Source organism: Clostridioides sp. ZZV14-6154, from assembly GCF_020657785.1.
In the GTDB taxonomy this organism is placed as follows: Bacteria; Bacillota; Clostridia; order Peptostreptococcales; family Peptostreptococcaceae; genus Clostridioides.
This window is the reverse complement of record NZ_JAGWCY010000013.1, coordinates 1-23,591: the sequence shown is the minus strand read 5'-3', so window position 1 is coordinate 23,591 and position 23,591 is coordinate 1. Positions and strand designations below refer to the sequence as shown.

Sequence of the window (23,591 nt, the reverse complement as noted above, 5' to 3'; positions counted from 1 at the left end):
CTAAATACTATATATTTTAAATCTTCATTGCTTACGATTGAGGATTATATACTTTTCTTCTAACACTCTTTAAACAATAGTTTATATATCACTTAATAAATTATATTTTTTCATACCTCTTTTATCTTCTTACATTCCTTAAAAGAAAACAAACTTCCTATATACCAATAAGGTCTAAAGCCTGATTCTCCATCTCTATTTTTAGCAACTATAATCTCACTTAGATTAGCTCCAAAACCTTTTTCTCTACGTCTTAATTCTTTTATATCCTCTATTCCCATTGTCTTACAATAATCAAGAGCCTCTTTCTCTGTAGGTCTATGAATATATATAACTGAATTAGAGTCCATATATATTTGTTTTGAACTTCTCATTACTCTATCACCTTTTGGTCTTTCGTCCTTCAATTCATCATTCAATTGAGCCAACTGTATAATTGGAATATTGAAATCTAAAGTAATCTTTTTTATTTGCCTTGATAAATCAGCAAACTTAGCTTCTCCAACTTCTTTACCTTCGTAATCCAAAATCTGAAGATAATCAATTATAACAACATCTGGTTTAATACTTTTTATCTCCCTCTTAATTCCTGATATTGTATTCACTGAATCATTAATATAGAGATTATTCTCCTGATTTAAAGTACTTAAAGCATTTATGTATTTAATTATTTCTTCTTCATTTAGATTTCTATTCTTCATTTTTACAACTGATATTCCCGTTAAAGAAGCTATGTTTCTAAACAAAATTTGTATATCACTCATTTCCCCACTTATAAAAAGTACTTTTTTACCTTGAAATACAACATTTCTCATTATCTGTAAAGCTAGTGCTGTTTTTCCTCTTCCACTTTTGGCCGCTATTGTAATTAATTCACCACTATATAGACCTCCAATAGTTTCATCTAAAAATTTTATTCCTATATTAATACCTTCTTCAATTTCAGCATTTATATATTCAAAGGCTCTTTCTGATATAGCTGTTATACTAGAATCCTTCTTAACCAATTTCTGATTGACTTCATTAATGTATTTTTCTAATTGATATATAAGTGTATTATCATCTATTTCCCCTAATTTGAATTTATTAAATTTATCAATTATATTTCTATTTTTATATTTTTCAATAACTATATCAATATAATGAGATACATTACCTATAGTTGGAACTATTGTTGATAGTTTTGTCAAATAACTTATACCTCCAACATAATCTATAAGCCCCTTTTTCTTTAAATCTTCTGTAAGAGTTATTATGTCTATAGGCTCATCCCTTTTATGTATATCTTTCACTGAATTGAATATATGTTTGTGTTCTTGATGATAAAACATATCTTCACTTATTAATATTTCAATCTCTTCTATTTTCCTCGAATCTAGTAAAATACTACCTAATATAGATTGTTCTGCTTCTGTGTTCTTAACTAAATTACTCATATTATCCATAATATAAACTCCCTACCACTTTAATTGTGAATCATCTGGACTATATGCATCTGCCCCTACTTTGACATTAATTGATTTATCTTGATAATTGCCTTCTAATATCTTAAGAAAATTATTTGGACTCATTATCCAATCAAAACTTGCCTTCCAACCTTTTTCATTGCTTCCATTTAAAAAGCTAGTTTTACTAACTATATGAATAATTTCTAATACAGTCTCTTTATCATATTCTTTTATCCTAGCATTAATTACTTTTTTTCTAGCTTCTGTAAGTTTCTTTACTTTTGATAGTTCTGTACAAGTAATATTGAATTTTTCTATAATTTCACTGTATATTTTACTTTTTTCATTATTTACATTCTTGTTAGTTGTTAGTTGCTTGTTAATTGCATGTTGATTAGTCTGTTGATTTTCTTCATTAGATTGATATAGCTCCCAGTTTTCAATAGTTATAAGCCTATTTTTGTTTGTTGATTCATTTGTTAGAAATCCATATCTTTCAAATTTCTTTAAAGCAGTTCTTACATTCTGGATACTTACATCTTTTGAACACATATTTGCTATACTTTCCAAAGATGTTATTAACTGTCCAGATTTAACTTCATATTCTTTACCTCCATAAACCCATTTATTAGGCTTATGATTAACTGACAGTAATAGGTTTATGAGTATATCTCTTTGTTTGGAATTACAATCTTTATATAGTGGGCTTTCTTTTATCTTTCTATGAAGCTTTATCCAACCTAGATTACTCAAGTACTATCACCCACTTAAACCTATAATTTTATGCCATTTGCATTTTCAATAAACCAATCATCTAGTTTATTTTTTATTATATACACTCTATTATCTATCCATATACAAGGAAATCCTTTATTTTTAGAATGACATAACTGTCTAAATTTTGATTCCCCTATGGGATAAATTTTAGAAGCTTCTTTACATGTGATAAGTTGAGCTTTATCTCTTCTATATGTTTGTATCTCTTTGTACCCTTTTGACCTTTCTTGTGCTTCTTGTTCTTGTTTGACAAGTATATTCAATGTAGCTTGTAGTGTTTTAAGAACTTCTAAATTATTTGTATCTGCCATACATCATTCCTCCTTATCAAAAAATAAATCTTCTACACTTGTATCTAGTTCTTGAGCCAATTTTGACATCAACATATTACTTGGATTCTTTGATTTACCTCTTTCTAAAGAGGATAAATAATATCTTGAGATGCCAACTTTTTCAGCTAATTCATATTGCTTTATACCTTTTTCAATTCTTTTTAATTTGAGTTTCATTGATTTCCTCCTTTCTTTCATACCCATTTTGTGTATTCTCATTTCTATAAAATATTCTAACACCCATTCGGTGTATTGTCAATATATTTAAGTGTATCAATAGACCCATTTAGTGTTATAATGTATTTGAGGTGAAATTATGATAGATAATACAATTGGAAAAAAGATTAAACAATATAGAAAATCTATAAATATGTCAAGGGATGAGTTAGCTAATAAGATTGGTTGCTCAGTTTATGCTGTAGCTAAATATGAGCAAGGCCAAAGAAAGCCTAGTTTAGATATGATAAAAAAAATATCTACTGCATTATCAATTCCTATAAATAGGCTTATTATTGATGAAAGTGATTTAGATACTTCAACAAATAATTATACTAATTTAAAAGAATTGGATTTAGTTGTAAAAACATTTGATAATTACTCAGCAAAACTCATCGGAAATAATATAAGCAAATTTAGAAATATAAATAATATATCTCTCAAAGAACTCTCAGAAAAAATAAATTGTTCTGAGAATGAAATTATAAATTATGAGAATGGAACAAAAATGCCTAGAATTGAAATATTAAAAAAAATAGCACTTGCTACTTATACTAAGATTGAAGACTTATTTGGATTTCCATTAGAAGAGATAAAAATAGATAACCAAACAATCCTCTATAGAAATCCCCAGACTGGATATATTATAGATAACTTTCTTATCGATTTTATAAATAAAGATATTAACATAGATAATACTCCAGTTTCTTATTATATAGATAAGTCAGAATTTGATTTAGTAATTCATATATTAAAAAATTATGGTTATGATGTAAAAACAGATTATAAGACAAAGTTTGAAATTGCAGATAATGCAGATACAATAAAACCAATTAGCTTAAGCTTCTCTGACTTCAAAGACTTCTCCAAAAATCTAAATTGGGTGATAAATGGTCTTGTTGAAAATTTTATACAAGAAAACTCTAATGGTCTTATTGAAGATGAGGATGAAGAATATTAGTATTGCATATTTTCAAAATATAGGTTTACCTATTAACTTTTATACATTCATAGTTAATAAATAAAAATTAGATATGAAAGGAGCTAAAATCATGAATAAATCATATATACCAAAATACACACATAAATTCCCTACTAATCTACCTCATGGAGATAAAAAATATACTTTAACATACATTAGAAGAATGATAAGTGAATTTGTATATGATATGGGTAATCTAGAAAATAACCCCTTTACATTCCCAGAAGTACAAACATTACTTGATGGTATAACAGTAGGTGGGCATAAATTAAGTGACCAAAATCAAATACTAAATATAAAATCATCATGGGATTATGTAATAAAATTAAGTAACAAAGAAAACTTATCTTTAAATAAAGATACAATTTGCTCTATACATAAAATAGTTGCAAAAGATGAAGCTCTAATCGTTGGAGATTTTAGAAATGGTAACATAGGTATAGCTGGTACTACTCAATATGAGTGCATAGAAGCCACTCTATTAAATGATTTATTTGCAAGTGACATAAATATCATAAATAAAATAACTAACCCCTTAGAAAAGGCTATAATAATAAATTTATGGTTGTCCTATTGCCAATTCTTCTATGATGGCAACAAAAGAACTGCTAGACTTACCTCAAACCTAATACTTATAAGTAATGATATAGGAGTTCTATCAATACCAGCTAAACATAAACAAGAATACAACACATTAATGCTAAACTTCTATGAAACACTAGAAGCTGATGAAGTTATAAAATTCTTATTAGAGAAATGTATTACATTTTTTGATGGATATAACTATAAATCATATAAGGAGCTGTTTAAAAATGGCAACTAAAAGAGCTAATGGAGAAGGCTCTATCGGAAAATATAAAGATGGTTGGCGTTCCCGTATAATGATTGGCTATAATGAAGATGGTAAACCAATAAGAAAAGAATTTTATGGTAAGACTCAAAAGGAAGTTAAAGATAAACTTGATGCTTATAAAAAACAATATTATTTAAGCTCTGATATTTCAGATGATAAAATAACTTTAGAGCATTGGTTTTACAATTGGTTATTTGAATATAGAATAAAAGATTTAAAACCTAAGTCATTTGAAAGATATGAAAGCATCTATCGTAATTATATTAAAGATACTGATTTAGGCAATGTTAAATTAAAGGACTTAAGAGTATCTCACATACAAAAATATTACAATAGATTGCTTGATTCCAATAAAAGTATACCTACTATAAGACAAATAAACACTAAACTGAAAACCTGCTTATCAGAAGCTGAAAAACAAGGTCTTATACAACGTAATTATTGTACTATGGTAAATATACCAGTTGAAAAAAAGGAAAATAAGCTTGAAATATTGACTCTTGAACAACAAAAGAGTTTTATAAAAGCTATAGATGGTCATAAATTAGAGATATTATTTTTACTTGCTCTTGGTACTGGACTTAGATTAGGAGAATTATTAGGACTTAAATGGTTTGATATTGATTTTAAAAAGTCTAATTTAACAGTTAAAAGAACTCTTCAAAGAACATATTTTATAGATAAAACTGGAAATAGAGAGCTTAAAGTATTAGAGCAAGAGCCAAAGACATCAAATTCTTACAGAACTGTACCTATTCCAAAAGATGTTTTAAATAAATTGAAAGAGCATAAAGTAAATCAAAATTCGGATATATTAAAGGCTGGAGAATTGTATATAAATAATAATTATGTATTTTGCAATGAATTAGGCACCCCTATAGATGATAAAAGACCATTAAGGAATTTAAAGTCTATATTAAATAGCTTAGATATAGAGCCTATAAAGTTTCATGGTCTTAGGAAAACTTATGCGACTAGACTTTTTGAGAATGATGTCCCTCCTAAAACTGTACAAGTTTTAATGGGTCATTATGATATATCAATAACTTTAAATATATATACTCAAGTTATGGAAGATAAGAAAGTTGAAGCTGTAGAAAAGTTGGATAAAATATTTTCATTTTAGAAGCTAAGAATAATCTTAGCTTCTATTCATAAAAATAATTCACTCTTATTGTAATAATAAAATTATCATAATTACTATTAATAATATATTTTTTATACCCTTGTTTAAAATTAAATTTAATCACTTCTTTATTAATAATATAGCATTTTTATATAAATATCAGAATACACATATCATTAAGTTTTTTATTTAATATATTCTTCTAAATTATTTTTTACAGTAATCATATATTATATACTTAATATAAAAACACTTTTTTAATAATTACATAAATCTATAGACTATTTATTTGTTGATATTTTAATTTACTTTTTGTATTAAAACATATTTTTATATGGATTAGGTACTATTTTTAAATTTTATCATAGAAGAAGTGAATGTTAATTAGTCAAAATTAGAATTTTTAATAGCATCTTTTATTTCTATTTCGTTAATCTCAGAAAAATCGGTTATTAATTTTTCAATTTTACTATCAATTTCTTTTCCCATTCTTTTAAATACCCTTTTATTATCACGACATTCCATTAATGCTATAACTGAAGTTAACAAGCATACATTTATACTTATTGTATCTCTCCCCTCAAATATAAACAATCCTATTAATTGAATTATAGAAACAAAAAATAATATGAAGTAAGTCCAAGATTTTATATAGCAATCATAATATTCAATATAAATCTCCTTTACTTCTAATTCTTCAATCAATATTTTTTTTATATCTTCTACTATTTGGTATCTTGTGGACATAATTTTATTTATATATTTAGTTACATATATACTACAGAACCTACCTTGAATTAAGTTAAAAAACAGTAAGCCTATATATACCATAGTATAAATTTTAGATGAAACTACGTTTTCAACAATATTTTTTAAATATTCCATGCACTTCTCCAATCACATTTTAAATAATTAATAATTAATCTTAATATGCATACTTTTACTTACACATTTTAATTATACTAATCGACAATTTATAAAATTCATTAATTCAGATTAATGAGAATTCCATTCACTTTTTAAAAAATATGTTTTATTAGACCATAATAATAAATATAATTATTCAGGTAAAAACTAATTATATCCTTCTTCTCTTATAACATCATTTTAACTGTTTATCTTGGGTAGCCTTTATGGTATATTAATCCATTTTCTAACATTAATTCTTGAGCCAAGTATATATGACCCTTACAGTGCATATCTGCCACACCTTCACTTATAAGTTTATATGTTTCAGAAGTATATAAATAATCCATACTTTCTTCCAAGCTCTTGCCTGTTTGCTTAGAAAATTCTAATATGATTTTTTTATATAGTATTTGTAATAATGTTTTATTTGCTTCCATAATCACTATACCTCCTCTTCATACCTAAACTTTAAATATTTATCTATTACATTTTGATTGGTTATACATATTTGTTCATTTGGTTTATAGTATTTTAATCTTTTTAAAGCTTCATCTTTTTCAATGAGATTATCTTGATACAGTTCTATTGTATTGTAAATCTTATCATCAGCAATACCACCTATTATAATGTCATATTTCATATATATATCACTCATATTTCTACATTCTATTATAAAATCAAGCCATTCTAAATTATAACTATTGAAGATTTTTACCTTGCAGTTTTCTTTTAATTTATCAATATCTAAAGAATAACTATTTAAATATGCTTTTTTACCTCTTTTTTTAAAACGCTCTGTCCAGTTAATTGCTTGTGTCTTTATACTCGTTACATAGAATCCTTTTCCAAAATCTAAAGAATCTCTTGAAAAGGTAATATTAGGCATTTTTACTACACAATATGAACCATGATATACAATCATTATATCACACCCTTTTCTTTAAGTACTTGCATTAAATCTTCCACTATGTAACCTTTACTTTGAGAATGTAGTGCTTCATAGCAAGGTATTATATAGTTATCTAAAATATCAGTATCATGTTTAAGAAGTTTATAAACTCCTTCTGAATCTATATTCAATTTTTCTGCTAAAGCTTCAATGCAAAAAATAGAAAATTCTAGTTTTCTTTCATCCATTACAAACCTCAACTCCTATCAAGCTTATATAATATATATTTTTACTAATTAACAACTTAAACTATCTTACATTTATAAAAATATTATATCATAAAGTAGATATTAAAATTCTATGTTACCTATTATCATAATAAACAAATAAAATAATAAACAAATAAAAACTTTTTATACAACCTAAATGCACCCCAATATACCCTCAAAAAAACCTCATTTTCTGTGGTTGGGGTACGGTTGGTGGATTTTATCTCCAAAATAAAAAATACTAGTCAATAAAGACTAGTATTTCCAAGTATTTCATCATTCTTTTTTCAAAATTGGTGGAGACGAGGGGAATCGAACCCCTGTCCGCAAATCTTTTCCTCGCTGCATCTACATGTGTAGCCAACTTTACTAGTATCTCGCCTCACATAACGCCAAGTGGCAGGCTCTATGCTTAGCCAGTCCCAATTAATCTACCCTAAGTCGAGACACCCTCAAAGTAGTTCCCTGCATAATGACGTCCAGTCTTAGCCGGCAGGAGGGCTAAGAGGGACGAGCAGCAACTAGGCTGCTATCGCGAAATTATCGTCTGCGTTTATTTTAAAGTTCCCCAGTTTTTACGTGACCCAGAGTAACACGACACGCAGCCTCAAGTTCCAAACCCACGTCGAAACCTTTACGCCCCCTTGAGTAGTTTATAGTCCATTAGACTCTTCGCAAACTTTATCACCATTTTTATTAAATTTTTAATGTATATATAATATAATACTTTTAAGAATAAAAATCAATGTTATGTTCTAGATAATAAAGAATTTTATTCTAAAAAATACAATTTTAACTAGTTTAATATTTCCCTGTCATTTCTCTTTCTATACGTCTTTGGGCATCTTTCTTAGCCATATCTTGACGCTTATCATATAACTTCTTACCTTTCGCTAAAGCAATCTCTACTTTAACTTTACCATTTTTTAAATATAAACTAAGTGGTATAAGTGAATACCCCTTTATAGTAGTTGCTCCAATAAGCTTTCTTATCTCATGCTTGTGAAGCAATAATTTTCTCACTCTTAGAGGGTCAACATTAAATATATTTCCTTGCTCATATGGACTTATATGAACTTGTTTTAAAAATACTTCACTGTTATCTACAGATGCAAATCCATCACTTAGGTTAACTTTACCTTGTCTTATTGATTTTACTTCTGTTCCTTTTAATTCAATTCCACATTCATATGTTTCCTCTATAAAATATTCATGTCTTGCTCTTTTGTTTGTTGCTAATATTTTTTTACCAGCCATATAAATCTCACCTTCTTTGCTAGAAATTTCTTTAATACACACTAAGAATTTGCTAAATATTTCATATATATAAATCTTTTGACTACCCTGTATGATAACATATTAAAGACCTTTAGTCAATATGACAACACATACATTAAACTAATTGAACAAGATATGATAAATAATGTAACAATATATTGTAGGAAATTGCATCAACTATATTTAGTGCAAAGTCAAAATCAATTACTAAAAATAATCTATCAAACTCAAAACAAAAATTTTAATACTCCAATACCTATTTTTCGCTTTTAGCTTTTAACACTCTCATAAAATATAATACCCACAAATTATAAATACTACTCAAAATACATACTCAAATAGTATACTTCAATTATAAATATTCTTAAAATTTCTTAATATCTATGTAAAACTTTGATGATAAAGTAGCCAATTTTCCAAAAAAAATGTAATATATAGTTATATCTTATAATATTTTAGAGATAAATTTTAATATAGTAGGGAGAAATTTGTATGGATTTAAGCAAAAAAGTAAAAATTTTAGAAAATACATCAGATGGTCGAAGTGAATTTGAAATATTAGAATTTGAAAAACTTGAAGGAGCTTCTAGCCCAATGATGGCAATGGGATTATATTTTGCTAGAGAGGCTGGCTTGAAAGCTAGACAAATTAAGATAAAATTAAATAACTCATCAATAAAAACAGAAGCTGGTGCATTGTACTATTATAAAGGAAAGATATCTTCTGAAACTAAAATTGGTGGTGTTGGAGGTCTTTTCAAGAAAGGAATATCAGGAGCACTTACTAATGAGTCAATGATGAAACCTACATATAAAGGTACTGGCGAAGTTTATTTAGAGCCTTCTTTTAGACATTATTTATTTATGAACCTTGATAATGATTCTATAATCGTCGATAAAGGTCTGTTCTATTGTTGCTCTGACACTATAGAAGTAAAGGCATTTACACAAAAAAACTTCTCTTCTGCTTTACTTGGTGGTGAAGGTTTCTTCCAAATAGAGTTAAGTGGTACTGGTGTAGTTGTTCTAGAATGTGTTGTACCTCAAAGTGAAATTATAGAGTATGAATTGAGTAATGGAGAAGAATTAAAAGTAGATGGTAACTTTGCAATAGCAAGAACATCTGGAGTTAATTTTTCTGTTACAAAGTCAGATAAATCTTTAATTGGTTCTGCTTTAAATGGTGAAGGTTTCTTAAATACATTTACTGGAAATGGTACAGTTTGGTTAGCTCCTACTCAAGTAATGTACGAAAAACTAAGCTTTGGAGCCATGCCTACTAATGATAATATGAATAATAAGGTTTCTAAGCAAAAATAGAAATTTTATGAAAATTTTATAAACCCATTCATATAAAGTTAATATAAAATATACTTTTGACATCTTTAGATAAAATTTAGTAAATAGATATATTTTATAATATAAAGATATCAGTGTAAATATAAAAAGGCTGTAGGTAAATTTGTTTCTACACAAATCTACTTACAGCCTCAAATCTACTAATAGCCTCTTTTATAAATATAAATTCATATTTAAAGATATATTTATTTTACCTAATGCACTAATTCAAATCTTATCTGCATTCAATTATCAATAAATCCATATTACATAAAATTATTGATAGCATATATTATAAATCTAATAACTTTTATTATAGTTCTAATTATTAACCTAAAAATGCCTATTATTAATCTATTTAGTTTTACTACAATAAACAATTTTTATATTAGTATACTTAGTTTACCTGCAATAAACAACTTTTATATTACTCTATTTAATTTGCCTACAGTAAACAATTTTAATCTAACTAACCAATCTTTCTTTTTATTGGCTTTATCAAAAGAGACACAATTATCAACACAATACTTCCACATATCAACCAATACTTTTCATCAAAGCTACCTCGACTCATAGACATTATAAAGAAATTTCCGACGTACTTATCTCTAGTCATCATATTTAAAATTAAATATCCTATAGATACCATATATCCTATAATAGTATTATTAAATAAGTTTGAAAATAACATACCTAAACTTCCGATAAACATAGCTGATGCAAAACTCCCCACAATATATTTAAATATAGGGAAATTGCCTCCAAGATGTTTTAAAACCAGAACAAATCCAGTAATTAACACAAGCATACTTATAATTGACATTATTATTCTTATTAATTGTATAACTACTTGAGATACTGATTTTGATGATACTATCTCATCAATTTCCTTTGATTGCTCTAAGTAAAATGTAGGAACTAGCATTATTATTCCCACTATTACAACATAGTTTTCAAGACATATAGCTGCTGAAACACTATCTAAATTTGCTACCCCTTGTATAAATGGAATCAAACATAACATCCCAATTGAACATATTAGATTAATTAGAGTGCTTAATTTGAAGTTTTCTTTTATTAAAACTAAATAATTTTGAAAACTTTGAACCAACATTAAGATTCCCCCTTCTTTTTTGTTCATATAAGAATGTAGTTAAAAAGACAATTATTAAAGCTCCTAATCCCATTAAAAGTCTATTACTCATAATAGAATTAAAGTTTTCTGCTATAATAGTTCCATTTAGTACATTATTATGTCTTATCATTAGTCCCATTGATGGATAATCTCCTTCAAGACCTATAGAGTTTATACTGTAAAACCACCAAATTAATTGAACAATAATTGCTACTGGTGTGTCTGTTAATACAGTCAGACTCACTCCTACAGCTGTAACTATCATAAGGGTTGGTAACAACCACCACAGTGTATATTTTACAAATGCTAAATTATCAATAGAAATACCTTCATCTTTAGCAAATGAAATTAAAGGAAGCAATTCTTTTATTCCTAAAATTAAAACTGGCAACATCATCATAAATACAAGAGCAAAATATCTTGATAAAATTATTTTAGATGTTGATGCTTGTTTTGAGTAGACAATTTCGATCATTCTTGAACGTCTATCTTTCATTGACATAAAGACTGCTACGAATACTGGAAATATACTTAAAATTATACCTATATAGTCACAAAAAATTCTTGCATAGCCGTTAGTTACTTTATCTTTTTGTATTGTATAGTTATAATCTTGCATAGCTTCTTCATAAGTAACTGGAATCATACCAAATCTTTGTAATTTATCAATAGAATACGCAGACCCACCACCTAAAATTTCATCTACACTTTGCATTACTTCTTGAAATCTTTCAAATGATAATTTAGAAGTATTTACTTCTATATTTTCCCCACTTTTCCAAATTGAGTTTACTTTGTCAATACTGTTACCAGTTATCTCCTCAATATACTTCTCTATAGTTTGGGTCTTACTTTCATTTAATTTTATATGCTTAATAATTCCCATTGGATATGTTGTATATGAATTTGCTTGATATTCTCTAATCAAACTTATAGTTGCACTTGGAATCACTTTATCAGACTTCAAAGATTCTTTTTGACCATATGGATACTGGTTGTTCTTTAGGTAGTATTCATCAATATTTTCTACCCTTTGAGGTGCAACCAATGGATTTCCATCATTAGGAATATTTTTGCTTGCGTCTTCTGAAACTGAACTTCCAAGTTGCGAAATATAGAAAACTACCAATACTACAATAAAAACATAATAAACTGTGCTTTTTAATATGTTTTTACACTCTTTTATAAATAGATTCATATCTTATCTCCTCCCATCATAAGCATATAGCCATCTTCAATAGTCGGATTGCATTCTACTGCTGTTTCAAAAGGTTTGTATTTTGATATGATTCTAAGTGTAGCTTTTCCACCTTGAGTCAACATACCTATAACTACAAATCTATTTTTTATATTTTCTATGTCTTTTTTATCTACTTCAACACTATATACTTTTCCATCAGCAAGTTTTGATAATGCCTCAGTTGTTCCATTATATATGACTTTTCCATTATCTAATATAGCTATATTTTCACATGTTGCCTCTATATCCCCTACAATATGTGTTGATAATATAACTATTCTATCATTGGCAATCTCACATAATAAATTTCTAAATCGTATACGTTCTTCTGGGTCAAGTCCTGCTGTTGGTTCATCTACGATTAAAATTTTAGGATTGTGAATCAGCGCTTGTGCAATTCCAAGTCTTCTATTCATACCTCCAGATAAAGATTTTACTTTTACTCTTTGATAATTAGTTAGATTTACTTTGCTTAATAACTTATTGATAATTTTTCTTCTTTTTCCTGATGGTATATTTGATAAAATAGCTAGATAATCCATTGCTCCATACACTGTCATATTAGGATACATTGAAAAATCTTGAGGAAGGTAACCAACCATATTTCTAATTTCTTTCGTTTTTTCTATAGGAATCCCACACATATCTATTGAACCATCTGTCTTTGATAACAAAGTAGCTAGAATTCGCATAAATGTTGTTTTTCCTGCTCCATTTCTTCCCAAAAGTCCAAACATTCCACTATCAATTTCAATGTTTACATTTTCAAGAGCCATTTTTGAACCAAACCTCTTGCTGAGATTAGACACTGATATTTTCATTTCCATATATAAGTACACCCCACAAATCATTTTATAGTATTTTATTTTTATGAATTTTTTATTATATTTCATTATATTTCCATAATAGATTCTAAAACTTAAGATATTATTTAGAAATTTCTAAATTTTTTCTAAAGATTTTAATTTCTCTTAATAAATAAAATAAATGTGCTTATATACTAATGACTTCTGTACTATAGTGATTTAAAAATAATTGAAGTGTCTAAAGATATTATCATCATCTCCACCAAAAGGACAACCAGTCAGAGTAAACTGAATTGCATGCCCATAATTACTTACCTCCTAAGTAGTATTTTTATAATTTCAACTCATAGCAAAGAGTATTGAAAAGAAAAGCTACTTATAAAAATATCATTACTTCTTAAAAATTAAAGTGTGCATAAGGTAATATTTCTGATGTGGAATCAAAGAATTTTATTACGCACACATACACAAAGATTACATCAATTAGTTCTATCTTTTGAGTAAAATACATGTGTTGTAGTGTCAAAATTATATAAATTATATAAAATAAAAAATAAGTGTATCTCAAGTTCTGAATGATACACTTATTTCCTATTAAAAAATCTATTTTTTTAATATATACTTTTCGCTAAATATTGTAAACATCTACTTTTTATCAAAGATTCTACATTTAATCATACTATAAACACTACAAATTCTCATGTCTACTTTTAAATATTCCTGTATTTTCTTATTTTAGGATATTAATTTTTCCCTGTTTACTCTTATTTTCAAATAGTAAACCTTATTCTTTATATTTTATTTATTCTTCAATCTTTTCAACTATCTCAAAGTCAATTTCTTTAAAATCTACATTTACACCTTCAACCTTTATCTTAACAAGGTCACCTATTTTATATGACTTCTTAGTTCTCTCACCTAACACACTATAAGAACTTTCATCATAGATATAATAGTCGTCATTCATATTTGCAAGTCTTATCAATCCTTCTATAGTATTACCTAGCTCAACAAATATTCCAAATGAAGTCACACTAGATACAACACCTTCAAACTCTTGACCAACTTTATCCTTCATGTAAAGAGCCTTATAGAAGTCATGTACATCTCTTTCCGCCAATTCTGCTTTTCTTTCTTTTTCAGATGATTGAACAGATGCATAATCTACTATAGTAGTAAGTTGCTCTTGTCTCTTTCCATTTATCTTATTATTTAAAGATTCTTTTATTATTCTATGAATTTGAAGGTCAGGATATCTTCTTATTGGTGAAGTAAAATGACAATAGAATTTAGCTGCTAACCCAAAGTGACCACTACATTCTGGTGAATACTTAGCCTGTTTTAAAGAACGAAGCATTATGGTACTGATTGCTCCCTCTTCTGTTTTGCCTTTTATCTTCTCTATTATTCCTTGTAATGCCTTTGGATGTACTTCTTCCTTATCACCTTTTATTGTATATCCAAATGTAGATATAAACTTACTCAATTCTTCCATTTTTTCTAAAGATGGTGTTTCATGTATTCTATACACAAATGGTATACCCATCCAGTAAAAATGTTCAGCAATTGTTTCATTACTTATAAGCATAAACTCTTCTATTATTTTATTAGAAATTCTTCTTTCATATGGTTTTATATCTGCAACTTCTCCATTTCCATTTAGAATTATCTTTGCTTCTGGGAAGTTAAAGTCTATAGCCCCTCTTTTTTCTCTTCTTGACATAAGAATTCTAGCCAAAGTTTCAGAGTTCTTAAAATCATCTACAACATGTTCAAAAGTCTTTTTAAGCTTTTCATCATCTTTTTCTAATATATCAGATACTTCTGTATAAGTCATTCTAGCTTTTGAATTTATTATAGATTCACATATTTCATGCTTAACTACATTTCCCTTATGGTCTATTTCCATAAATATAGAAAGAGTTAATTTGTCTTCAAATGGATTTAAACTACACACTCCATTAGAAAGAGTCTTTGGCAACATTGGAATTACTTTATCTACTAAGTACACAGATGTAGCCCTTTTTAAAGCTTCTTTATCTAATTTATTTTTTTCTCTTACATAATGTGTAACATCAGCTATATGAACTCCTAATTTAAAGTTTCCATTAGATAATACCTCTATTGATATAGCATCATCTAAATCTTTTGCGTCATCTCCATCTATAGTAAATATGTTTAAATCTCTTAAATCTCTTCTTCTTTTTACCTCTTCTTCTGGAATTTCAACAGCTACAGCTTCTGCTTCTTGCAATACCTTCTTAGGAAATTCTTCTGGAAGACCATGTTCTCTTATTATAGAGTCTATTTCTACTCCTCTTTCGCCTTTTTGACCCAGTATTTCTATAATCTTTCCTTCTGGTTTTCTATCTTCTTGTGGCCATACTGTAATTTCACAAACTACCTTATCATTATCTACTGCTCCACTAAAATATCTTTTAGGTATATATATATCCTTAGTAAATTTTTTATTGTCTGGTGTTACAAACCCAAAAGTTTTACTTGATTGAAAAGTACCTACTATTTTAGTTATTTCCCTCTTTATAATTTTTACGATTCTTCCTTCTGCTCTTTTTTCTTCAGTTGCAGGTACAACTATCTCTGCCATAACTCTATCATTATGCATAGCTCCATTTATATTGTCACTTGAGATAAATAAATCTTGTGTGTATTCAACATCAGATTCTACAAATCCAAAGCCTTTTTTATGTGCTGTAAATTTACCAACAAAATATCCCATTTGATTTGGTGATATCATTTTACCTTTCTTAGTAAAACATATATAACCATCTTCCTCTAATTCTTCTAAAAAATTATAGAACATCGGCATTTCTGATGAATGTATATCAAAAATTTCTGCTAATTCTTCCTTTTTTAGAGGATTATATGCACTTTCGTTTATTAATCCTAACAAACTCTCTTTAAGTCCTGGTATCATTTTTTCCTCCTATTTTACTCTCTTGTTATATTATTTTTTTAGTTTTCTATTATATTACCCTTTGTATATCTTCTATATTACCTTTCATATATCTTCACACACCGTCTTTTATATTCTTTTATTATTGTTTCAAGTTAAATCAATTATTATATATTTTTATATTAATTGAAATTATCTTAATAAAGCTTTAAAAAAGTTATGATAATTCTATAATAATAGTTTAAGTCATCATAAGCACAATTGTAATTTACTCAAAATATCCTTATTACATCTGCTTTATCACCTAATTATACACCATCATATAGAATTGGTAAAATATTCATTCCATCTAAGTATTACTATATAATAATTTATTATATTAGTATACTCAAATTAAGTTAAATTTATATAACTCAATTAATTTTTTAAATATAGCTTCTTATAATATAAAACTCATAATAAAAGTAAATTTATATGTTAAATTAGGTTGATTTTTTATTGTTTTTTATTTATTCTAATATTAAGGGCTTGCAAACGTTTTTTGACAAGTCTTTATTTTATCTAAATTAAATAAATTTTTTTATTATGAATAATGTATTAAATTTAAACTAATCTACTTATTGGAGGAGATATACTTGGAAGAAGTAATTGCAAAAATTATTACCATAGAAAATGGTTTTAAAGAAATTGAAAACATTGCTAAAAAAATTGTAAAAAATAATGACTCAAAGAAGTGTTATTATCTATCAATTTACTTATATAGATCAGAATACTATCAAGTAAGAGAATTAGCAGTGTTTATATTAGGCTTTATATCAATACATATTTCTGAAGCCTTATTATTTTTAAAAAACAATGTGAGTAAAGATGAAAACTGGAGAGTACAAGAAATATTAGCTAAATCATTTGATTATTATTGTAGTGAAGTTGGATATGATAAATCACTTCCTGTGATAAAAGAATGGTTAAGTTCTGACAATCCAAATATAAAGAGAGCTGTGACAGAGGGTCTTAGAGTTTGGACTATCCGAGACTATTTTAAAACCAACCCCACTGTAGCTATATCATTGCTTTCTAGTTTGAAAGATGATGACAGTGAATACTTAAGAAAATCTGTTGGAAATGCTCTCAGAGACATAAGCAAAAAACATCCAGATTTAGTAAAAAACGAATTAAACTCATGGGATGTTTCAAATAAAAAAGTTGAGCTTGTATATAATATTGCTTCAAAACGTATTTTTGCAAAATAAATTGGAGGTGACTATACTTGAAGCTTCGTGAAAAATATACATGTCCATTAGAACTAACACATGATATGATAAAAGGTAAATGGAAGTCTATTATATTATGGAGATTACGTATAGGTCCAACTTCTCTATCAAAACTAGAAAAAGAGATTAATGGAATCAACCAAAAAATGTTGCTTGAACAACTTAAAGAATTGATTGAATTTGGGCTGGTTGATAAAAAGACATATGAAGGATATCCACTTAAAGTTGAATATTCACTTACACCTATTCGTGGAAAGCAGATGTTAGATGCTTTAGCTATAATGCAAGATATAGGAATTAATTTTATGCTAGAGAATGGTATGGAAGATATTCTTGAGGAAAAAGGGATTTTATAATAAACTAATACACACAAAAAAGTAAGTAATTTACCATTATTTACAACTAGTATATAATAAACTTACAGAAAATTTTTATTAATTTATTATATATTTAGGAGGTAAATTATTGTGAAAGTAACTAGTACAGGTATAGTAAATGGTGTTATAGAAGATAAATATGGGAAAAGAGGAAATCAATTTAATAAAGGTGGTATGCCTACATATTCATTACCTCTAAAATTTGAAGATGCTCCAGAGCATACAGTATCCTTTGCTGTATTTTTAGAGGACAAAGATTCAGTTCCTGTATGTGGATTTGCATGGATACATTGGCTAGCTGCAAATATAACAAAAGATGAACTAAAGGAAAATGAAAGCATAACAGCTACTGATTTTATTCAAGGAACTACTAGTTGGCATAGTAAATTAGGTGATATTGGTAGATTAGAAGCTAGTGTTTATGGTGGTATGGCTCCTCCAGATAGACTACATGTTTATGAAATACATGTGTTTGCACTTGATACTACTCTTAATCTTGAAAAGGGATTTTATATGAATGAGCTTTTTGAAGCCATGGATGGACATATTTTAGATAGATTTACACTTAAAGGAAGTTATTCTAATTAATTAGATTTACTATAGCTAATCATTAATTTGTCTCACTTAATTAATGATTAGCTTAATTGTTATTAAATTATTTTTCTATTTTAATTAATTATTGATTCAATAGATTTAAATTATTTCTTATATTTTGTTTAACTACTAAATCAATGAATTTCAGATTATTTCTTATATTTTGTTTAACTATTAAATCAATGAATTTTAAATTATTTCTTATATTTTACTAAATCTTATTTTACAGCTTATTAAAAGAAAATATCAACATAGTTAATAAATCTATATAAAATTTCGAGGAGTTATTATGATAAAAAAAATAGACCATGTGGTCATTACTACTAATAATATAGAAAACTGTATCAGTTTTTATAAAAAACTTGGTTTTACATTAAAGAAAATAAATGAAAGATATGAACTTTACTCTGGAGATTTCAAAATAAATGTCCATTTAAAAGGTCATGAACTTACACCTCACAGCAAAAACGTACAAACAGGTAGTGCTAATTTGTGTTTTGAAATAAATACTAATATTGACATGACAAAAACAAACTTAGAACAAAATGGGATTCAAATTGAGCAAGGAATTGTAGAACGCACAGGAGTCTTTGGTAAAATGAAGTCTATTTACTTAAGAGACCCTGATGGAAATTTAATCGAATTGTCAAGTTATGGAGAATAAACTTTGGAAAATTTAATTCTATCTATAAATGTCGTTCTTCCTTTGTTTCTCACAATGTCACTTGGGTATGCTCTGAAAAAATTAGGTTTATTTGATGAACATACCTTAAATAAAATGAATAATGTTTGTTTCAAATCTTTCCTGCCATTATTATTATTTTTTAATATATACAATACAGATTTAAATGGTTCTCTCAACCTCAAACTTATGGCTGTAGCTGTTATAAGTATTTTTTCAATCTTTTTACTCTTAGTTTTTATTATACCTAAAATTGAAAAAGATAATAAAACAAGAGGTGCATTAATACAAGGTATCTTTCGCAGTAACTTTGTTATATTTGGTATACCTGTAACAATCTCACTATTTGGTGATAAAAATATTGGCGTTACATCTTTATTAATTGCAGTTATTGTTCCTATGTTCAATGTATTATCAGTTGTAATACTTGAAATTTTTAGAGGAGGTAAAATAAATATAAAGCACATGATTAAAGGTGTTTTAACAAATCCTCTTATAATCGCTTCTGTAATAGGATTGATAATGCTTATTTTAAATATTAAAATCCCTGAATTTTTACATAAAACTATTGGTGATATTTCTAAAATTGCTACTCCTCTATCACTTATAATTCTAGGAGGCTCTTTCAGCTTTTCTGCTCTAAAGGGACATATAAGACCAATTATACTGGGTGTGTGCGGAAAACTTATTCTTATACCTGCTATATTTTTACCAATTAGCATTTTCCTTGGATTTAGAAATGTAGAATTAGCCTCACTTATGATAATGTTATCTGCTCCAACTGCTATTTCTTCATTTACAATGGCTCAACAGATGAATTCTGATAGTGAGTTAGCTGGACAAATTGTAGTATTTACTTCTGCATTTTCCATAATTACGGTATTTATAATAATATTTATCTTAAAACAGAATAATCTTATTTAGTAATATCCTATAGTATAAGTTGGTATAATAAGAAATGTATATTTGTATTGTAATAAACATATATTGATAGCATAGTAAATATATATTGATATTGTGATAAATATATACAGAAAATAAGTACTACTCATAACTCAAAAAAATATAAAAAAGGAGGTGTCTCAAAATTAGCTTTGTATTGCACCCCAATCGTTAGATTTTTGGTCCAACAATTTGGGTGCAGTACAATTTTTATTTTGAAACAGCCCCTTTTCTATTGAAATTCATATTCTCTATTGAAACTTGTATTCTTTACTGAAACTTATAAAACTTCAAGTTTTTTTTAATAGGATATAACTTATTACTTATAAAAACTATATTAATATATCCTCTTTTTTTATATTATTTTTTAGCTTTATCAGTTGATAATTCACCTACAGTTGTATACTTAACATCCCCATCTTTAGGATTTCCCACTTGTACTGGTAGATTAGGTTGTGTTTGCCATTGCCACCATCCACCATCAAATAAAGTGATGTTTTTCCATCCATTTTCATAGCACATTAACCAAGGAATAGTTGCTCTCCATCCAGTTCCACAATAAAATGCTGTATTTGTATCTTTTGTTACATCAATATCTTTAAAATAACCTAATACTTTATCAAAATCTACATAACTTCCATCTTCATTCATATAATCTTGCATACTGCTTGCATCAGTACCTGCACGTCCCCATACAGCACCCTTTGGCTCTCCAGCTTTATCAATATAATTGTATCCACTCGTTTTTCCAGAGAACTCTTCTAAGCTTCTTATACTTACTAATCTAAAGTTAGGGTCATTTTTTAATTTATTTTCTACATCTTTTATGTCCATTACATATTCTGGATGTGCTGGAACTTTTACACCAAACTCTTTTTGAGGTTTTGGCTCTACTTCTCCTTTTTCTACATCATATTTTGCATTTTTCCATGCTTCAATACTTCCATCCATAACTTTAACATTTTTAACACCAGCCCAAAGACAAATGAATGCTATTCTATCTACTCCTGAATCAGAACCATATAGTATAACAGTTGTATCTGATGTAATTCCATTGCTAAGTAATACTTTTTCAACTACATCTGCTGGTTTGATATTGTAGTTATCAAAGTCTTTTACTCCTTCATCATTATCATATTCTAAAGAGTCTGTATCAATATGAATAGCTCCTGGTATATGCTGTTTCAAGTAGCCCTCATTTTGTTCAGTTGCTCCCCATGAGCCTTCTGCTATAACATAATTTTTAGACTCTGGTTGATTTCCATCAATAACACTTTTTACCCACTTAGCAGATACAAATACTTTTGTTGTATCAACTGGGTCAGCTGTAACCTTTTCTGCATTAGCATCTTTATTACTTGCTTCATTTGAATTGTTGTTTGAACACCCAACTAATAATGTCGCAATCATAGCTATACATAATAGTAAACTTAATAACCTTTTTTTCACGTTTTTCCCTCCATCTTATCTAGTTTTCACCTAAAAAGTATATCATATAGCTTTTTTCTATTCAATAATTCTACAGCTTATACATAATATTGGATATACAAATTTTCTATACTTCATCTTATCCTTTATACAAAATTTCTATACAACATTCTATTTATGTCTTACTATTAAATTCTATTGATTTATATTATAATATTTGAGTAGTAAACATTATAATATAAATCAATAGAATATTTTTAGTTTGTCTATAATTTAATATAATAAGGAGTTGTAATTAGAAAATAAAAATATATTTAAATATAATCAAATATAGTATAATATAATCACAGAAAGGTGTGATTATATGAGTAAACATTATAAACCTAAAGAATTTGCAGAATTATTAAATATGTCAGTTATAACTCTGCAAAGATGGGATAATGATGGTAAATTAAAGGCATTTAGAACGCCTACGAATAGAAGGTATTACACTCATGAACAATATCTAGAATATACAGGAATACATAAAGAAACAGATAATAGAAAAGTAGTTATTTATACAAGGGTTTCAACCTCTAATCAAAAAGATGATTTAAAAAATCAAGTTGAATTTCTTAGACAATATGCTAATTCTAAAGGAATAATAGTAGATGAAGTCATTGAGGATTATGGAAGTGGGTTAAATTATAATCGCAAAAAATGGAATAAACTTATTGATAGTTGTATGACTAATGAAGTAAATACAATTATCATAACTCATAAAGATAGATTTATTCGTTTCGGATATGATTGGTTTGAAAGATTTTTAACTAAATTCAATGTAGAGATTATAGTTGTAAATAATGAAAGTCTTTCACCTCAGGAAGAATTAGTTCAAGATATAATATCAATACTTCATATTTTTAGTTGTCGCATATATGGATTAAAAAAATACAAGAAAAAGATTAGAGAGGATGAAGATATTGAAAAGAGCATACAAGATAGAGATTAACCCCTCTGATGAACAAAAATCTAAAATACACAAAACTATTGGTGTATCAAGGTTTATATACAACTTCTATATTGCTCATAGTAAAGAGATTTATGAAAAAGAAGGAAAATTTGTGAGTGATATGGACTTTTCTAAATGGATAAATAACGAGTATGTACCTAATAATCAAGATATGAAATGGATTAAAGAAGTATCTTCTAAAGCTACTAAACAAGCTATTATGAATGGGGATAAAGCCTTTAAAGACTTTTTTAAAGGTGCTAAAGGCTTTCCTAAGTTCAAGAAAAAGAAAAATCAAGATGTAAAAGCATATTTCCCTAAGAATAATAAGACTGATTGGACTATTGAAAGGCATAGAGTTAAAATACCTACTCTTGGGTGGGTAAGATTAAAAGAATTTGGATATATACCAATAAATTCAATAGTTAAAAGTGGTACAGTAAGTCAAAAATCTAATAGATACTATGTATCTATATTAGTTGAGGAAGATGATATTCGAGTATCTAAATGTACTAATGAAGGAATAGGTATTGACTTAGGAATTAAAGATTTTTTAATATGTTCAGATAAAAAGAAGTTTAAAAATATAAATAAAACTTCTACAGTTAAGAAAGTTGAGAAGAAATTAAAAAGAGAACAAAGAAAACTTTCAAGAAAATATGAAAGTTTAAAAATAAGAAATAAAATAGAAGAAGGGAGAGCTACTCGTCAAAATATCCAAAAGCAAGTAGTTAAAGTACAAAAACTTCATCAAAGATTAACTAATATAAGAACTGATTATATTAATAAAA

25 protein-coding genes and 1 other RNA gene are annotated in these 23,591 nt (G+C 27.1%); 11 read left to right on the top strand and 15 right to left on the bottom strand.

Annotated features, from left to right (window positions below):
• Positions 1-110: 110 nt before the first annotated feature.
• The 4 genes from KGF45_RS17470 to KGF45_RS17455 are packed head-to-tail and all read right to left on the bottom strand — an operon-like array spanning position 111 to position 2,734.
• On the bottom strand, positions 111-1,445 hold the full coding sequence (locus tag KGF45_RS17470; protein ID WP_227842941.1) for a DnaB-like helicase C-terminal domain-containing protein: 1,335 nt from the start codon (positions 1,443-1,445) through the stop codon (positions 111-113).
• Between the two features lie 12 nt (positions 1,446-1,457).
• On the bottom strand, positions 1,458-2,201 hold the full coding sequence (locus KGF45_RS17465; RefSeq protein ID WP_076631118.1) for a hypothetical protein: 744 nt from the start codon (positions 2,199-2,201) through the stop codon (positions 1,458-1,460).
• Positions 2,202-2,221: 20 nt separating this feature from the next.
• Positions 2,222-2,536, bottom strand: coding sequence for a hypothetical protein (locus KGF45_RS17460; protein WP_054275115.1), 315 nt, complete (start codon positions 2,534-2,536; stop codon positions 2,222-2,224).
• Positions 2,537-2,539: 3 nt separating this feature from the next.
• Positions 2,540-2,734, bottom strand: a complete 195-nt coding sequence (locus KGF45_RS17455) for a helix-turn-helix domain-containing protein (protein WP_227842940.1) — start codon at positions 2,732-2,734, stop codon at positions 2,540-2,542.
• Positions 2,735-2,873: 139 nt separating this feature from the next.
• On the opposite strand from KGF45_RS17455, the gene KGF45_RS17450 reads away from it, so the two are divergent.
• The 3 genes from KGF45_RS17450 to KGF45_RS17440 all read left to right on the top strand — a co-directional run bounded on the left by KGF45_RS17450 (position 2,874) and on the right by KGF45_RS17440 (position 5,734).
• A complete protein-coding gene (locus KGF45_RS17450; RefSeq protein WP_021373716.1) occupies positions 2,874-3,734 on the top strand; it encodes a helix-turn-helix transcriptional regulator in 861 nt (286 codons plus the stop codon).
• Positions 3,735-3,825: 91 nt separating this feature from the next.
• Positions 3,826-4,578, top strand: a complete 753-nt coding sequence (locus KGF45_RS17445; protein WP_227842939.1) for a Fic family protein — start codon at positions 3,826-3,828, stop codon at positions 4,576-4,578.
• A complete protein-coding gene (locus KGF45_RS17440) occupies positions 4,568-5,734 on the top strand; it encodes a site-specific integrase (protein WP_227842938.1) in 1,167 nt (388 codons plus the stop codon). Before KGF45_RS17445 ends, KGF45_RS17440 begins: the two co-directional genes overlap by 11 nt.
• A 384-nt stretch (positions 5,735-6,118) precedes the next feature.
• Here the strand turns inward: KGF45_RS17440 and KGF45_RS17435 are convergent, their stop codons facing one another.
• The 6 genes from KGF45_RS17435 to smpB form a co-directional block, all read right to left on the bottom strand.
• Positions 6,119-6,619, bottom strand: a complete 501-nt coding sequence (locus tag KGF45_RS17435; RefSeq protein ID WP_227842937.1) for a hypothetical protein — start codon at positions 6,617-6,619, stop codon at positions 6,119-6,121.
• A 230-nt stretch (positions 6,620-6,849) separates the two neighbouring features.
• Entirely contained in the window at positions 6,850-7,080 is a 231-nt protein-coding gene (locus KGF45_RS17430; protein ID WP_227842936.1) for a hypothetical protein, read from the bottom strand.
• A 5-nt stretch (positions 7,081-7,085) separates the two neighbouring features.
• On the bottom strand, positions 7,086-7,565 hold the full coding sequence (locus KGF45_RS17425) for a DUF3990 domain-containing protein (RefSeq protein WP_077704544.1): 480 nt from the start codon (positions 7,563-7,565) through the stop codon (positions 7,086-7,088).
• Positions 7,565-7,780: a DUF3791 domain-containing protein gene (locus KGF45_RS17420; RefSeq protein WP_003433743.1), complete on the bottom strand. Its 216-nt coding sequence runs from the start codon at positions 7,778-7,780 to the stop codon at positions 7,565-7,567. The genes KGF45_RS17425 and KGF45_RS17420 overlap by 1 nt, the downstream gene beginning before the upstream one ends.
• Positions 7,781-8,095: 315 nt before the next feature.
• Positions 8,096-8,445: a transfer-messenger RNA gene (gene ssrA, locus KGF45_RS17415) on the bottom strand.
• A gap of 157 nt (positions 8,446-8,602) precedes the next feature.
• Positions 8,603-9,058 carry an SsrA-binding protein SmpB gene (gene smpB, locus KGF45_RS17410; RefSeq protein ID WP_054275121.1) on the bottom strand — a complete coding sequence of 152 codons (456 nt, stop codon included), beginning with the start codon at positions 9,056-9,058 and terminating at the stop codon, positions 8,603-8,605.
• 513 nt (positions 9,059-9,571) lie between these two features.
• On the opposite strand from smpB, the gene KGF45_RS17405 reads away from it, so the two are divergent.
• The gene (locus KGF45_RS17405) at positions 9,572-10,399 is read left to right on the top strand and encodes an AIM24 family protein (RefSeq protein ID WP_227830259.1); all 828 of its coding nucleotides are present in this window, start codon (positions 9,572-9,574) and stop codon (positions 10,397-10,399) included.
• A 487-nt stretch (positions 10,400-10,886) separates the two neighbouring features.
• On the opposite strand, the gene KGF45_RS17400 is transcribed toward KGF45_RS17405, so the two are convergent.
• The 4 genes from KGF45_RS17400 to rnr form a co-directional block, all read right to left on the bottom strand.
• A complete protein-coding gene (locus KGF45_RS17400; protein WP_227830260.1) occupies positions 10,887-11,531 on the bottom strand; it encodes an ABC transporter permease in 645 nt (214 codons plus the stop codon).
• A complete protein-coding gene (locus tag KGF45_RS17395) occupies positions 11,461-12,750 on the bottom strand; it encodes an ABC transporter permease (protein WP_227830261.1) in 1,290 nt (429 codons plus the stop codon). The genes KGF45_RS17400 and KGF45_RS17395 overlap by 71 nt, the downstream gene beginning before the upstream one ends.
• A complete protein-coding gene (locus KGF45_RS17390) occupies positions 12,747-13,619 on the bottom strand; it encodes an ABC transporter ATP-binding protein (RefSeq protein ID WP_227842935.1) in 873 nt (290 codons plus the stop codon). The genes KGF45_RS17395 and KGF45_RS17390 overlap by 4 nt, the downstream gene beginning before the upstream one ends.
• A gap of 781 nt (positions 13,620-14,400) precedes the next feature.
• Positions 14,401-16,536, bottom strand: a complete 2,136-nt coding sequence (gene rnr, locus KGF45_RS17385; RefSeq protein ID WP_227830262.1) for a ribonuclease R — start codon at positions 16,534-16,536, stop codon at positions 14,401-14,403.
• 614 nt (positions 16,537-17,150) lie between these two features.
• Between rnr and KGF45_RS17380 the strand changes: the two genes are divergently transcribed.
• From KGF45_RS17380 to KGF45_RS17360, 5 genes are all read left to right on the top strand, one after another.
• The gene (locus tag KGF45_RS17380; protein ID WP_227830263.1) at positions 17,151-17,765 is read left to right on the top strand and encodes a DNA alkylation repair protein; all 615 of its coding nucleotides are present in this window, start codon (positions 17,151-17,153) and stop codon (positions 17,763-17,765) included.
• A gap of 17 nt (positions 17,766-17,782) precedes the next feature.
• Complete coding sequence (locus KGF45_RS17375) at positions 17,783-18,142, top strand: winged helix-turn-helix transcriptional regulator (protein ID WP_227830264.1); 360 nt, start codon at positions 17,783-17,785, stop codon at positions 18,140-18,142.
• A gap of 111 nt (positions 18,143-18,253) precedes the next feature.
• Complete coding sequence (locus KGF45_RS17370; protein ID WP_227830265.1) at positions 18,254-18,751, top strand: YbhB/YbcL family Raf kinase inhibitor-like protein; 498 nt, start codon at positions 18,254-18,256, stop codon at positions 18,749-18,751.
• Positions 18,752-19,046: 295 nt separating this feature from the next.
• The gene (locus KGF45_RS17365; RefSeq protein WP_227830266.1) at positions 19,047-19,421 is read left to right on the top strand and encodes a VOC family protein; all 375 of its coding nucleotides are present in this window, start codon (positions 19,047-19,049) and stop codon (positions 19,419-19,421) included.
• 3 nt (positions 19,422-19,424) lie between these two features.
• A complete protein-coding gene (locus KGF45_RS17360; protein WP_227842934.1) occupies positions 19,425-20,363 on the top strand; it encodes an AEC family transporter in 939 nt (312 codons plus the stop codon).
• A 378-nt stretch (positions 20,364-20,741) separates the two neighbouring features.
• Here KGF45_RS17360 and KGF45_RS17355 read toward each other — a convergent pair whose 3' ends face one another.
• Positions 20,742-21,830, bottom strand: coding sequence for a rhodanese-like domain-containing protein (locus KGF45_RS17355; RefSeq protein WP_227830268.1), 1,089 nt, complete (start codon positions 21,828-21,830; stop codon positions 20,742-20,744).
• Between the two features lie 343 nt (positions 21,831-22,173).
• Between KGF45_RS17355 and KGF45_RS17350 the strand changes: the two genes are divergently transcribed.
• Complete coding sequence (locus KGF45_RS17350) at positions 22,174-22,800, top strand: IS607 family transposase (RefSeq protein WP_227830269.1); 627 nt, start codon at positions 22,174-22,176, stop codon at positions 22,798-22,800.
• On the top strand, positions 22,763-23,591 hold an 829-nt coding region (locus KGF45_RS17345; RefSeq protein WP_413926599.1), incomplete at its 3' end, for an RNA-guided endonuclease InsQ/TnpB family protein. The genes KGF45_RS17350 and KGF45_RS17345, both read left to right, overlap by 38 nt.

What these genes read in the sequence shown, in the direction of transcription:
- KGF45_RS17470 (WP_227842941.1), bottom strand. Translation starts at nt 1,445, where the DNA reads ATGGATAATATGAGTAATTTAGTTAAGAACACAGAAGCAGAACAATCT.
- KGF45_RS17460 (WP_054275115.1), bottom strand. Translation starts at nt 2,536, where the DNA reads ATGGCAGATACAAATAATTTAGAAGTTCTTAAAACACTACAAGCTACA.
- KGF45_RS17455 (WP_227842940.1), bottom strand. Translation starts at nt 2,734, where the DNA reads ATGAAACTCAAATTAAAAAGAATTGAAAAAGGTATAAAGCAATATGAA.
- KGF45_RS17450 (WP_021373716.1), top strand. Translation starts at nt 2,874, where the DNA reads ATGATAGATAATACAATTGGAAAAAAGATTAAACAATATAGAAAATCT.
- KGF45_RS17445 (WP_227842939.1), top strand. Translation starts at nt 3,826, where the DNA reads ATGAATAAATCATATATACCAAAATACACACATAAATTCCCTACTAAT.
- KGF45_RS17440 (WP_227842938.1), top strand. Translation starts at nt 4,568, where the DNA reads ATGGCAACTAAAAGAGCTAATGGAGAAGGCTCTATCGGAAAATATAAA.
- KGF45_RS17435 (WP_227842937.1), bottom strand. Translation starts at nt 6,619, where the DNA reads ATGGAATATTTAAAAAATATTGTTGAAAACGTAGTTTCATCTAAAATT.
- KGF45_RS17430 (WP_227842936.1), bottom strand. Translation starts at nt 7,080, where the DNA reads ATGGAAGCAAATAAAACATTATTACAAATACTATATAAAAAAATCATA.
- KGF45_RS17425 (WP_077704544.1), bottom strand. Translation starts at nt 7,565, where the DNA reads ATGATTGTATATCATGGTTCATATTGTGTAGTAAAAATGCCTAATATT.
- KGF45_RS17420 (WP_003433743.1), bottom strand. Translation starts at nt 7,780, where the DNA reads ATGGATGAAAGAAAACTAGAATTTTCTATTTTTTGCATTGAAGCTTTA.
- smpB (WP_054275121.1), bottom strand. Translation starts at nt 9,058, where the DNA reads ATGGCTGGTAAAAAAATATTAGCAACAAACAAAAGAGCAAGACATGAA.
- KGF45_RS17405 (WP_227830259.1), top strand. Translation starts at nt 9,572, where the DNA reads ATGGATTTAAGCAAAAAAGTAAAAATTTTAGAAAATACATCAGATGGT.
- KGF45_RS17400 (WP_227830260.1), bottom strand. Translation starts at nt 11,531, where the DNA reads ATGTTGGTTCAAAGTTTTCAAAATTATTTAGTTTTAATAAAAGAAAAC.
- KGF45_RS17395 (WP_227830261.1), bottom strand. Translation starts at nt 12,750, where the DNA reads ATGAATCTATTTATAAAAGAGTGTAAAAACATATTAAAAAGCACAGTT.
- KGF45_RS17390 (WP_227842935.1), bottom strand. Translation starts at nt 13,619, where the DNA reads ATGGAAATGAAAATATCAGTGTCTAATCTCAGCAAGAGGTTTGGTTCA.
- rnr (WP_227830262.1), bottom strand. Translation starts at nt 16,536, where the DNA reads ATGATACCAGGACTTAAAGAGAGTTTGTTAGGATTAATAAACGAAAGT.
- KGF45_RS17365 (WP_227830266.1), top strand. Translation starts at nt 19,047, where the DNA reads ATGATAAAAAAAATAGACCATGTGGTCATTACTACTAATAATATAGAA.
- KGF45_RS17350 (WP_227830269.1), top strand. Translation starts at nt 22,174, where the DNA reads ATGAGTAAACATTATAAACCTAAAGAATTTGCAGAATTATTAAATATG.